The sequence below is a fragment of the Pseudoalteromonas sp. NCIMB 1079 genome, from assembly GCF_040567695.1.
Classification (GTDB): Bacteria; Pseudomonadota; Gammaproteobacteria; order Enterobacterales; family Alteromonadaceae; genus Pseudoalteromonas; species Pseudoalteromonas distincta.
This window is the reverse complement of sequence record NZ_JBEWZA010000001.1, coordinates 3148291-3160870: the sequence shown is the minus strand read 5'-3', so window position 1 is coordinate 3160870 and position 12580 is coordinate 3148291. Positions and strand designations below refer to the sequence as shown.

Sequence of the window (12580 nt, the reverse complement as noted above, 5' to 3'; positions counted from 1 at the left end):
AGAAAAAATTACATGGAGAATAAAATGATACGGACACTTTTTGATATTTCAGTTGCGCTAATACAAGCGCCCATGGCAGGTGTGCAAGATGCCAGCTTAGCTGCGAGTGTTTGTGAAGCAGGTGGGCTTGGCTCATTACCATGTGCGATGCTCTCTAATCAGCAGCTTATCGAACAGCTAGAGTTACTTAGCCGCTCAACCAGTAAGCCTTATAATCTTAACTTTTTTTGCCATTCAACTTTGCAATATACCAAACTGCAAAAACAACAATGGCATTCATTATTAGCCCCTTATTTTAATGAATATGCTATTGCTGAAAGTAGCTTAGTGGACGAAGCTTCTCGACAGCCAATAAATCAAAGTGTTATCGATATTATTGCGCCTTATAAACCTGCAGTGGTAAGTTTTCATTTTGGTTTACCTGCGCCTTCTTTGCTTGAACAAATTAAAAGTTGGGGGGCAAAAGTCATTTCTACCGCAACAACCTTTGAGGAAGCTAAATGGCTTGCTGATAATGGTGCTGATGCTGTTATTGCTCAAGGCTTAGAAGCGGGCGGACACCGTGGTCATTTTTTATCTATGGATTTAAGTTTGCATAAAAGCACGACTGAACTAGTGCAAGAATGTGTTGCGCACCTATCAGTTCCTATAATTGCTGCTGGTGGGATTGCAACTGAGGATGATGTAGCACATATACAAACATTAGGCGCATCAGGCGTACAAGTTGGGAGTGCGTATTTACTCTGTAATGAGGCGACTACGTCAATGCTTCATCGTGATGCTATTTTAGCTCAACAAAAAGATAGCACCGTGCTTACTACGTTGTTTTCAGGTCGCGCTGCGAGAGGAGTTTGTAATCGCGTTATGCAAGAGCTTGGTGCAATGCCTGCACATGTGCCACCATTTCCTTATGCAAGTATTGCTATAACGGCATTAAAAAGTCGAGCTGAATCGCTTGGTGATAGTAGTTTTTCGCCTTTGTGGTGTGGTCAAAAATACATTCCAAGAGAGAGCATTAGCGCGGCTCAGATTACACAAATATTAATGCAAAAATGGTCTGTATAAATGCGTAGCTGTAAATAGTTGAACTGATGTTAGCTACGCAGGGTAAGGGGCATATAAGTAATTAATCGTGAATCGTAATTAAAAAAGTTGCTTAGCAATCTTTTTGAGTAAATAGGTTTCACGAAGGAGCGATAACCCTTGCTTTTCGCTGTTAGCTAGCGTGCGTTCGTTATGTGCAATTGCGTCGTTTATATCAACCCATTTAGCAGTCATGCCATTTTGCTGTTCGTAATGCTCTAACTGCGCTTTGCCAAACTCGTCGGCAATACTACATACAAAGCAATACGATTTAATATGAATAATATCAAAATCGTCTTTATACCAAGGGCGATACTCTTCATAGAGTCCAAAAGCTTTAACTACACTTATTTGTTGTGCACCGGTTTCCTCGCTTAGTTCGCGAATTAAGCCTTGTTCAATACTTTCGCCGTCATCTACTCCACCGCCGGGTAGGCTGTAGTCTTCATAACGGTTTGTATACATTAAAAGTATTTTATTATTTTTAATTACAATGGCGCGAGCTGTTAAGCGTGTAAATTGAGTACCTTGGTCAATATTAATACCTGAATGTATTAAGGTTTTTAATTGCTGCATTTCGTCTCCTTTTTTAGGTTCTTAATAATAATAGTTGCTACCATTGTATAAATAGAAACGATTTTAATTATTAATCATAATTTGTGATCGATTTTTTTCAGCATACGTAAATATTAGGTTGGTAACATTAATAGCATTTAGTCGCTTAAGTTTATTTTAAAAATTAGATTCTGGGCGCACCTTTAAATTAATATCTAGGATGCGTAGAATAAGAAAAAAGCATAGGGATTTATCATGTTAGACATACTTTTAGTAGATGACGACGTTGAATTTAGTGACGTTGTTTGCCACATAGTCGAATTCCTCGGCCACAATATAAGCACAGCTACCAGTTTAAAAGAAGCACATCAATGGTTTGAAAATAATACCTTTGATCATGTGCTGCTTGATTTTATGCTGCCTGATGGTAGCGGTTTGCACTTACTTGATCACTTAAAAACGATTGGGCAATCTCCAAAAATTACACTTATTTCGGGCCATCCTTCAGTTAAAGGTATTTTAGCTGATATGTGTGAGCCAAATGTAGGGCATTTATTAAAACCATTACAACGTGAAGATTTAGAACTCGTTTTAAATGACCCTAAAAAAGCAGTCAAAAAAGCAAAGTCGAGCGGTATTGTACGCCACTTTGGCGGTTTAATTGGTGAATCTGAGCCAATGCAAAAGCTTTACAACATGATTGAACGCGTAGCTAAAACAAATGCTAACGTGATGCTTATGGGTGAAAGTGGTGCAGGTAAAGAAGTAGTGGCTCAAGCTATTCATAACGCAAGCCAGTGCGAAGGGCCATTAGTTGCTAGCAACTGTGGCGCACTTTCAAAAGAGTTAATTGGTAGTGAGTTATTTGGCCACGAAAAAGGCGCATTTACAGGCGCAATTGCACGTAAAGAAGGTGTATTTGAGCAATCAAATAACGGTACTTTGTTTTTAGATGAAGTAACTGAAATGCCAATTGATATGCAGCCAAATTTACTGCGAGTGCTTGAAACTAAAAAGGTAACACGCGTAGGTGGTAACAGAGAAATACCAACCAATTGCCGTGTTATTTCAGCCACTAACCGCTCGCTTACCGATTTAGCACAAAATAATGTTATTCGTGAAGATATTTACTTTAGGTTGGCTGTTTTTCCTATTGATATACCGCCACTTCGCGATAGAAAAGAAGATGTACCGTTATTAGCAAAAGCCTTTTTAGATCAACTTAATGACGAAAACGGCACTGCCTTTAGTTGGACTGCCGTACAGCTCAAAGAGCTGCAAAGCTATGAATGGCCGGGTAATGTGCGAGAGCTCCGCCATGCTATACACCGTGCATTTATTATGAGCGACCCACAAACCAGCGACATTATTTTACCTGATAACTTAGAGTCACCTTTTTCGCGCGTTAATAATCAAGCTGCCGAAAAGCCTGTATCAGCAGGGCAAACAATTGAAGAAGTTGAAAAAGAACTTATTCATGCAACGCTTGATAAGGTGCAAGGTAATAAAACGCTTGCTGCACAAATGCTGGGTATTAGTACTAAAACACTTTATAACCGCCTTAATGCATATGGCGGTATTGGCGAATATAAATAGATTTGAGGAAGGGCATGACATCCGATAACCAAATAGAGCAACTCAATAAATTAGTACACGATGCAAGAGGGCCGCTAAATCGTATTTCGATGAATGCTGAGCTGATTAAATTGGTACTTGAAAACGATATGCCAAAAGAAAAAGCGTTAGATGCACTTGATAAAATTATCAATAATTGCCAACAGTGCAGCGAAAGTTTGCAAAAAATATCAGACTCTCAATAAGTATTAAGTGTTGTATAAACTTTAATTCGGGAAGCTAAATGAGCAAGAAAAAACAGCAAGGTAAGGCTAATATTACGTGGGCAACATTTATGGTGGTTGTGCTAGGTATTATTGTGGGCAACGCATTTTTAGCATTGAATACGATTCAAGGCTTAACACAAACCCAAAAAAGTTTAGACAACACTAGCATGCTAACCACAGCAATTGAAAAGCTGCATCTATCCATAGTGCAGGCTGAGTCTGGGCAGCGTGGTTATTTATTGACAGAAGAGGCTGACTATTTAGCGCCTTATTATGACGCTATTGGGCAAATTGAGGCGCAAACAGATCATGTCAAGTCGCTTCACTCTGAGATTGACGGTCAAGCTGAGCGTATAGCCCAGTTGTTAGTTCTTGTAGATAGTAAAATTAAAGAATTAAAACAAACTGTAAACCTTGCGCTAGATGACAAAGAAAGACGTGCGATGTATGTATTAAATACACATAAAGGAAGAAAGCTTTATAAGCAAATTAGAGAGTATGTTAATGAAATTCAAGACCGTGAATTACTCTTTAAAGTAAGCCATTTTTCTAAATTAGCACAGATTAAAAATGAGGCTAAAATTACATTCGCTATAACAGCAATAACCAGTGGGTTGCTGATTATTGGTATGTTTATTATGACGCGCCTTAATTTAAGAAATGCAGCACAATATCGTTTTGAGCTTGAAAAACAAAACGAAACATTAGCAATTAAGGTTTCTGAGCGGACACAAGAGCTAACATTATATTCAGATGAATTGAGCCGAAGTAACCGAGAGCTTGAAGAGTTTGCTTTTGTAGCAAGTCATGACTTACAAGAACCTCTTAGAAAAATCCAAGCCTTTAGTGACCGTCTCGAAACTATGTTTAAAGATGAGCTAGGTGAAAAGGGGATGGATTACATTGGGCGCATGAAAAATGCAGCGCAGCGTATGTCTAACCTAATAAACGACTTATTAGAGTTTTCGCGTATTACAACGCGTGGCAAAGACTTTGACGATACGAATTTAAATGAAGTTGTAGCTGATATATTAAGTGATTTAGAGATAGCAATAAAAGAGTCTGAAGCACAAATTGATGTGGAGGATTTGCCAGTTATTCAGGCTGATAAAAGCCAAATGCAGCAGCTGTTTTTAAACTTGTTGTCGAACGCTGTTAAATTTAGGCGTCCAAATATAAGCCCGCACATAAAAATCAGTTATCAAGATGAAGATATTTTCAGCTCTGATCATAATACTCATTTAAGTTTTCAAGTTATTACCATAGAAGATAACGGTATTGGTTTTTCACAAGACTATGCCGATAAAATATTTGTACCGTTTCAGCGATTACATGGACGCTCACAATATAAAGGCACGGGTATTGGCCTTTCTGTATGTAGGCGGATTGTGGAGCGCCACGGCGGAACAATTACAGCCCAAAGTAAAGACGGTGAAGGTGCAACCTTTATTATAAAATTACCTGTGGAAGCTGAGCTTTTCACATTGCAAGGAGAGGCTTAAATGCCCTATTCAAAAGTAAAACCGATTACTATTTTAATGGCAGACGACGATGAAGATGATCGTTTGTTAACACAAGATGCCCTTGCTGAAAGTCGTGTACTTAACGAGCTTCACTTTGTTGAAGATGGCGTTGAGTTGCTTGAGTATTTAGAGCGTAAAGGTAAGTTTGAAGACAAAACAGTGTCGCCACGACCAGGGCTTATATTACTTGATTTAAATATGCCTAGAATGGATGGCCGTGAAGCGCTTGAAGCTATAAAAGGAAACCCTAGCTTAAAGGGAATTCCGGTTGTTATATTAACTACGTCTAAACAAGAAGAAGACATGGTTAAAGGGTATAACTTAGGTGCTGCATCTTACATTACAAAACCAGTAACGTTTGATGGTTTGGTTGATTTGATGAAAACGCTAGGTAAATACTGGGTAGAATTTGTAGAGCTACCATCAACATTTAACGATTAAAGGGAGATTCTATGTTAGATAAAGTGACTAAGCTGCTGCTAGTTGAAGACGATGAAGATGATTACATACTCACCTGCGACTATTTACAACAATTAGATTCACATACGTTTAATGTAGAATGGATAAGCTCTCCAGAGCAAGCAATTGAAAAGCTGAGTAAAAATGAGCACGATATTTGTTTGCTCGACTATCGCTTAGGTGCATCTAACGGGCTAAGCGTTTTAAAAAAAGCGATAGCCAACGGTTTTAGCGGTCCTATTATTATGTTAACGGGGCAATCTAATGATGAGTTAGACTCAGCTGCGCTTGATGCGGGCGCCGTTGATTACTTAATTAAAACAGAAATGAGTTCGAGCCGATTTGCGCGTGCTATTCGTTATGCTTTAGCGCGTAAAGATGTAGAAGGTGAGCGAGTTGAACGCTTAAAAGCTGAAGCCGAAAATCGTTCAAAAGATCGATTTTTAGCTCATTTGAGCCATGAGTTACGTACCCCTCTATCGTCTATTTTAGGTTACACCGAACTGTTAATGCAGAGCGACTTTAGTCAGCAAGCAGAAAATGAATTGGGTGTTATTTATCGAAACGGTAAACACTTATTGAGCTTGTTAAACGATGTGCTCGATTTGTCAAAAATAGCAGCCGATAAACTGGAACTTACCCTAAGCGAAGTTAACCTTGATAGCATGCTTGCCGATGTATACACGCTAATGCGCGTATCGGTGCTTGATAAGGGTCTTACGTTGCGCTTTGAATCTCATCAGCCATTACCTCTAGTTGCACGACTGGATGCAACAAGAGTTCGTCAAATTTTAATAAATCTAATAAATAATGCGGTTAAATTTACCGATAAAGGCGAAATTGTTGTTAATGCGTGGACGCAATGGGTTGATGGCACTGAAATGCTATTTTTTAGCATTAAAGATTCAGGTATGGGCATTGCCCCTGAAAAACAAGAACTTATATTTAAGCCTTTTGAACAAATAGCCGATGTAGAATCACGCTCTGTAGGTGGCGCAGGCTTAGGTTTGGCAATATGTGCTGAATTGTTAGCGCGTATGCACGGTGATATTAGTTTGCACTCTGAAATAGGCAAAGGTTCTACATTTACTATTTCGGTTTATCCGGGTGACATTAGTGGAGTAGAACGCCAAACGCTTAATTTTAGTAGCGCACCACAATTACAAAGTAAATCAGCTCCTTGTAAGGTACACGGACGAGTATTAGTAGTTGATGATTTACGTGATTTACGCATGCTAGTTGGTCATATGATCAGTACCTGTGGTGCGCGCGTAGATTATGCCGAACATGGCCAGCAAGCGCTTGAAAAAGTACGCATAGCAGATGCGTATAAAGCGCCTTACGACATTATTTTTATTGATATTCATATGCCTGTAATGGGCGGCAAGGAAGCTACCATAGAGCTTAGAAAAATGGGCTATAAAGGCCCAATAATTGCGCTCACTGCCGCTACGATGAAAGGCATACATGAAGAGCTTGCTGCACTTGGTTTTAACGATGTAATACCAAAGCCTGTTGATAGCGCGGCTTTATATCAATGTTTGCAAGATTACTTGGTAGCGCCAGAGCATGCACCGCAAGCTAAAGATATAAATTGTAGTAATGGCTTAACCGAGAAAAAGCAGCGCTTTTTACTTGTGGAAGACGATCACGATGCAGCGCAAATTACGCAACTACTTTTAGAAAGTTTAGGCGTTGAAACCGTCATTGCGTCTAGCTGCGCACAATGTTTGCAAATACTTAATCACGACCAGCAATTTAATAAGGTATTGTTAGATATGCATTTACCTGATGGTCGTGGCGTTGACTTAGGTCAGCAAATTAATGAACGATATCCAGATCTACGTTTAGTAATTGTAAGTGGCGCAGAGCCAGATCCAAGAGAAATAAAAGATTTAAATATTGACCGAGTTTTACTTAAACCTATTAATTTGAGCTTACTTGAAACGCTTATTAGCTAGGGACTGTTTCTCTTTTTAGGTTGAATTCATCAGTATGTTTGGTGTTTAGGCAAGGCTGAGCTTGTGTAGTATGGTTATTTCCTATAAATAGGCGATAGCGAAGCAAAAATGCCGAACATGCGTTGCCCGATAGCTCCTAGATTGAACAAATTTTAATTCTGAAAGGTCAACAGGCCCAATAACTGAGACATTATTTATATGCATTCAATAAAGTTAGTATCTGAAGAGTTAACACCATCAAAAGTAGTGTGTGTTGGGCGTAATTATACCGCACACATTGCAGAGCTAAATAACGAAACGCCAGAGCAAATGGTTTTATTTAATAAGCCAAATAGCGCAATTACTAATACGTTATTTGCAGCTCACAACGGCGATACGCTACATTATGAAACCGAGTTGTGTTTTGTAGTTAAAAATAAAAAATTTGTAGGTGTTGGACTCGGCCTTGATTTAACTAAGCGTACTGTGCAAAGTAAATTAAAAAATAAAGGGCTTCCATGGGAGCGCGCTAAAGCGTTCGACGGCTCTGTAATTTTAACTGATTTTGTAGCGCTAACTGATGCAATGAAGCACTTTACTTTTGAACTTAAAATTAATAATGAAGTGATTCAGCGAGGTGATACTCATTTTATGCTGCACAACCCTGACTCAATTTTACAAGAAATTAGTGAATTTATGAGCTTAGAAGACGGTGATGTAATAATGACAGGTACACCGTCGGGCGTAGGTGAGGTAACAGCTAAAAGTATTTTTGCAGTGGCGCTTTATGCTAATGATCAGTGTTTGCTTGAGCATCAGTGGCAAGTAAGTAAAAGTTAACGACTTGCTGTTGGTAGTGTTTATCAAAGTCAGTAAAGGTGGTTTTAAGCCAGTTATGCTGACTTTGTTGATACTCAGGCGATTGGAGTACATTATTTTTTAATGCGCGGTTAATTTTTTTAAGGGCTTGCTCTGCAAAATTATTAGGTGCTTTAGCCGCACAGCCTATTGCTCCTCTTATAAATTGAATGTCATTTTCTGCAATTGGCACACTTTCTATATACGTATACTCCCCTTGTTTATTAAAGTAATCAGCCATAAACGGGTAATCAATTGAGTAGTCTAAAAAGCCGTGACTCAAGCGTGCTATAACAGCCTGACTTTCATTTTCGCTACTCCAACTTAACGACGACTCTTTATCTCGTTTTGTATTTTCAATAATTGTATTAATTTTAGTTGTAAATTTACGTGCAGCCGCTTGCCCGTATACATATTGCGGGTCGGTTAATAAATTAATAAGGTGAATAGGCGAGCCGTGCTTTTCTTCTAATTGCGGCTTTAGCTCTTTAGTCGTGATAATTGAAAATGGGGGATATACCGTTGTTGGATTTGAGTAGTTAAGTTGTTGGTTATTATTTTTTTTATAAATAACACACGGAAAACATACATTTTTTCCTTCATTTAAATATTTATTTATACGCTGCTGAGGAACAATTAAGCGGGTATGTTTTACATCAGTTATGGTTCTGATGAGTTGCTCGGTTAGGTTGTCGCAAATACCGCCTTGTGGTGCGCTTTCACTTTTAGCTATATGAAAAGGGGGCGTGTAACTTTGCAGCCAAATAATCTCTTCTAGAGGTTGTACTTTTTGCTCAACGGCGTGCGCGTTGAATACAATTAATAAGCAAAATGCATAGTATCCGTTTTTCAGCATTGATAAGTGTTCGTTGAATTAAGAAAACTTAATAAAAGTATAGTGTTGGTTGTAGTAGGGTCAAATATTTTAGTTTAAAAGCAACCTCATTCAAGGCTGCTTTTAACTCATACATGCTTAATAAGGCATCGGATGGTTTCTAAATATGGTGTTAATCTCACTAAGAATTTCGTCGTTTAGCGTTATGCTAAATGCGTCTATATCTTCCTTTAATTGAGCTATAGATGTTGCCCCGATAATTGAAGAAGTTACGCCATCTACTTGGTTACACCATGCTAAGGCTAGTTGTGCTGGAGTAATATTGTTTGCATGAGCCAGCTCAACATACTGCTTAGTGGCTTGCTCTGCATTGGGTGTATCTCTAAAAATACCGTTACGCTGCATGAAGGTCCAACGAGAGCCTTCAGGGCGAGCACCGTTTAGGTATTTACCCGTTAATAAACCGGCTGCTAAAGGCGACCACGGTAAGTAGGCAATATCTTCGTGTACACATTGTTCTATTAAATACGGCCAGTCTTTAGCGTGCGCTAAGCTAAACTCATTTTGAATAGATACCATACGCGGTAAGTTATGCTCTTTGGCCAAACTTAAGAACTGGCTTATACCCCATGGCGTATCGTCAGATAAACCGCAGTGCTTAATTTTACCTGCTTTAACACATTCATTAAGGCCTTCTAGAATATCAAGCATACTAGCTTGTTGCTCTTGTGTATTTACGTCGGTAAATTTAAGAGTGCCGGGCCATTGTCTGCCAAAGTGAGGGGTAGAGCGGTTTGGCCAATGTAGTTGATATAAATCAATGTAGTCTGTTTGAAGTCGCTTAAGTGAATCATCTACGGCTTCTATTACTGTTTGGCGAGTAATATTGCCGCCATCACGTACCCACGATAATCCATTGCCTGCAATTTTTGTAGCTAGTACCACTTCGCTGCGCTTTTGCTGATTACGCGATAGCCAATTGCCAATAATTTCCTCGGTTTTACCATAGGTCTCTGGCGAAGGAGGCACAGCATACATTTCGGCTGTATCAATAAAGTTTACGCCTTGCTCGAGCGCGTAGGCTATTTGTTCATCAGCGTCGCTTTGAGTATTTTGTTTACCCCAAGTCATACTCCCTAGGCACACTCGAGATACGTTTACGCCACTGCTACCTAGTGGGTTGTATTGCATAAAAATTCCTTAACTAAATTAGTTTTGAGCATGGCTGATTAAAGCCGATAAAAGAGGCTCGGAGATTGGGGCTTTTTGCCCTGTAGTAAAATCAAACATTACAACTTTAGATGCACCCGTAGTCGTTATTGCTTTTTGTGCATGGCTGTAAACGGTGTAGTTCATGGTAAAGCGATCTGTTTTAAGATCTGTAATTGTAACGCCTACAGTGAGTGTGTCGGGAAAAGTTACTGGGCGTTTATAGCGAACGTTATTTTCGCTGATTACTGGGCCCACACCGTTTGGGCTTATTGTATCGAACAGATTTATTTTATTTAAAAAGTCGATCCGGGCTATTTCAAAGTAACGTAAATACACTACATTATTTACGTGTTGTAGCGCATCCATATCAGCCCATGCTACGGTGATATCGGTATGAATAGGGTGCTGATCTTTAAACGTTTGCATTATTTATTGGCCCTTGATTTTTAAAGTACTTAGATTATCAACATGGTGTTACGAGCTCAAGGTAATTAATGGCATGTTTTTTTATAAGATGATTGTACCTGTTTAATTTTAGGTCTACAGTTAAATTACACAGACACACAAAAACACACAAAGGTAAAAATATGCAGAATATAATTAATTGGGCCTTAGCTTGTTTGGTTTTTATAGCCTCTTTTACCTGTTACGCGATGGGGAATGAATCTGGCGCTATCATTTTAATGTTGGCAGGATTTTTATTTGAGGTTATGTATTGGCTACGTGGTTATAAAGAGCAAGAAGGTAATAAGCGCTTTTTTTAATCGCTAACTAGGGCCTGTTGACCTTTCAGGATTAAAATTTGTTCAATCTAGGGGCTATTTAATCGCGGCGCGAGGTTTGTACCTAGTGGGCTAAGTAAAAACCGAGCAACAAAGAGTAAATTGCCCCTAGGCAGAACCCTTCGGGCAGCGTATGTTTGGCATTTGTGCTACGTTATCGCCTATTTATGGGGAATAACCACACTACATAGGCTCTGCCTTGCCTAAATACCAAATATACTGCTGCAAATTTAACCTCGAAAGATAAACAGGCCCTAGGCTTGCTTATCACATTTGATTCTATAATAATGACTGTATAAATAACCAGTCGTTATAGTAGTGATGAAAAAGTTTATTCACATAGATATGGATTGCTTTTATGCAGCAGTAGAAATGCGAGATAATCCAAAACTTGCATGTGTACCGCTTGCTATTGGAGGCAATAGCCGACGAGGCGTGCTCTCAACCGCTAACTATATAGCTAGAGAGTATGGCGTACGATCGGCTATGTCGAACTATCATGCTAAACAATTATGCCCCGATTTAGTTATTGTCCCAGGGCGCATGGCTGTATACAAAGAAGCTTCAAACCAAATACGTGAAGTATTTAGACACTACACAGACTTAATTGAACCTCTTTCTTTAGACGAAGCCTATCTAGATGTAACAGACAGCACCGCTTGTAAAGGCAGTGCCACACTTATTGCACAGCAAATAAGAGCCGATATTTACAATGCTACAGGGCTCACTGCATCAGCTGGTATTGCACCGATTAAATTTATTGCTAAAATAGCCAGTGACGAAAATAAACCGAATGGTCAATTTGTCGTTTTGCCTGATGAGGTTGATGACTTTTTAGCGCAATTACCGCTGGGGAAAATTCCAGGAGTGGGCAAAGTAACGCTCGAAAAGCTAAATTTAAAAGGCTTATATACCGGCAAGGATGTACGTGAAAAAGGCATTAACTGGATGCAGCAACATGTGGGTAATTTTGGTGTGTCGCTTTATCAAAAATGTGCAGGTGAGTATGTTGGTAAAGTATCCACAGATCGCATAAGAAAATCGCTGAGTGTTGAACATACCTACGAGTACAACAAAACGAGTTTACAGGAGTGCTTAGATGAGCTGCCAAGGTTGTTAGAGGAATTAGTTTTAAGGCTTAATAAACAGCAGTTACAAAATCGTATTAATAAATTGAGTGTTAAGGTGAAGTTTGCAAATTTTGTAGTGACCTCAGCCGATCAGGTATATCACGAGCTAAATACAGAAATATTTGTTCAACTACTTACTAAGGCCTACCAGCGAGGGCTACAACAGCCTGTAAGATTACTTGGCATAGGCGTTGGGATTAAAAACGAGCCAGAACAAAACTTCCAACTTAGTATTCTCGATTAAGCTGTAAAGCCTGTAACTCCAAGTTGCCATTTATTGATAGGTTATGTGATTAGCTCATCGCTCCTTGCTGGTCTTCAATATATAAATCGACGATAATAGGGGCTTATGTTTTCTAACA

General features: G+C 39.1%; 13 protein-coding genes. 9 read left to right on the top strand and 4 right to left on the bottom strand.

The genetic code is table 11. The annotated features are described in order from the left end of the window. Nucleotides 1-24 precede the first annotated feature (24 nt). Nucleotides 25-1065 carry an NAD(P)H-dependent flavin oxidoreductase gene (locus tag ABX891_RS14700; protein ID WP_024597243.1) on the top strand — a complete coding sequence of 347 codons (1041 nt, stop codon included), beginning with the start codon at nt 25-27 and terminating at the stop codon, nt 1063-1065. A gap of 78 nt (nt 1066-1143) precedes the next feature. On the opposite strand, the gene ABX891_RS14695 is transcribed toward ABX891_RS14700, so the two are convergent. Then, on the bottom strand, nt 1144-1659 hold the full coding sequence (locus ABX891_RS14695) for an NUDIX hydrolase (protein WP_024597244.1): 516 nt from the start codon (nt 1657-1659) through the stop codon (nt 1144-1146). Between the two features lie 234 nt (nt 1660-1893). Here ABX891_RS14695 and ABX891_RS14690 point away from each other — a divergent pair, with 234 nt between their 5' ends. From ABX891_RS14690 to ABX891_RS14665, 6 genes are all read left to right on the top strand, one after another. After that, complete coding sequence (locus tag ABX891_RS14690; RefSeq protein WP_024597245.1) at nt 1894-3234, top strand: sigma-54-dependent transcriptional regulator; 1341 nt, start codon at nt 1894-1896, stop codon at nt 3232-3234. Nucleotides 3235-3248: 14 nt separating this feature from the next. Further along, nucleotides 3249-3458 carry a hypothetical protein gene (locus ABX891_RS14685; RefSeq protein ID WP_024597246.1) on the top strand — a complete coding sequence of 70 codons (210 nt, stop codon included), beginning with the start codon at nt 3249-3251 and terminating at the stop codon, nt 3456-3458. Between the two features lie 38 nt (nt 3459-3496). Beyond that, nucleotides 3497-4981, top strand: a complete 1485-nt coding sequence (locus ABX891_RS14680; protein WP_024597247.1) for a sensor histidine kinase — start codon at nt 3497-3499, stop codon at nt 4979-4981. Then, on the top strand, nt 4982-5443 hold the full coding sequence (locus ABX891_RS14675) for a response regulator (protein WP_354629798.1): 462 nt from the start codon (nt 4982-4984) through the stop codon (nt 5441-5443). An 11-nt stretch (nt 5444-5454) separates the two neighbouring features. Then, complete coding sequence (locus tag ABX891_RS14670; protein ID WP_354629797.1) at nt 5455-7422, top strand: response regulator; 1968 nt, start codon at nt 5455-5457, stop codon at nt 7420-7422. A 198-nt stretch (nt 7423-7620) separates the two neighbouring features. Further along, nucleotides 7621-8241, top strand: a complete 621-nt coding sequence (locus tag ABX891_RS14665) for a fumarylacetoacetate hydrolase family protein (RefSeq protein WP_024597249.1) — start codon at nt 7621-7623, stop codon at nt 8239-8241. Here the strand turns inward: ABX891_RS14665 and ABX891_RS14660 are convergent. From ABX891_RS14660 to ABX891_RS14650, 3 genes are all read right to left on the bottom strand, one after another. Beyond that, nucleotides 8192-9115 (bottom strand): ABC transporter substrate-binding protein, encoded by a 924-nt coding sequence (locus ABX891_RS14660; RefSeq protein ID WP_024597250.1) that lies wholly within the window; start codon nt 9113-9115, stop codon nt 8192-8194. The two genes, ABX891_RS14665 and ABX891_RS14660, sit on opposite strands and share 50 nt — an antisense overlap. A gap of 117 nt (nt 9116-9232) precedes the next feature. After that, nucleotides 9233-10285 carry an aldo/keto reductase gene (locus ABX891_RS14655; RefSeq protein ID WP_272450756.1) on the bottom strand — a complete coding sequence of 351 codons (1053 nt, stop codon included), beginning with the start codon at nt 10283-10285 and terminating at the stop codon, nt 9233-9235. An 18-nt stretch (nt 10286-10303) separates the two neighbouring features. Continuing rightward, nucleotides 10304-10732, bottom strand: coding sequence for an acyl-CoA thioesterase (locus ABX891_RS14650; RefSeq protein WP_002958095.1), 429 nt, complete (start codon nt 10730-10732; stop codon nt 10304-10306). A 161-nt stretch (nt 10733-10893) separates the two neighbouring features. On the opposite strand from ABX891_RS14650, the gene ABX891_RS14645 reads away from it, so the two are divergent. Next, entirely contained in the window at nt 10894-11070 is a 177-nt protein-coding gene (locus tag ABX891_RS14645; RefSeq protein ID WP_165743387.1) for a hypothetical protein, read from the top strand. Between the two features lie 339 nt (nt 11071-11409). After that, nucleotides 11410-12462, top strand: coding sequence for a DNA polymerase IV (gene dinB, locus ABX891_RS14640; RefSeq protein ID WP_354629796.1), 1053 nt, complete (start codon nt 11410-11412; stop codon nt 12460-12462). Nucleotides 12463-12580 lie beyond the last annotated feature (118 nt).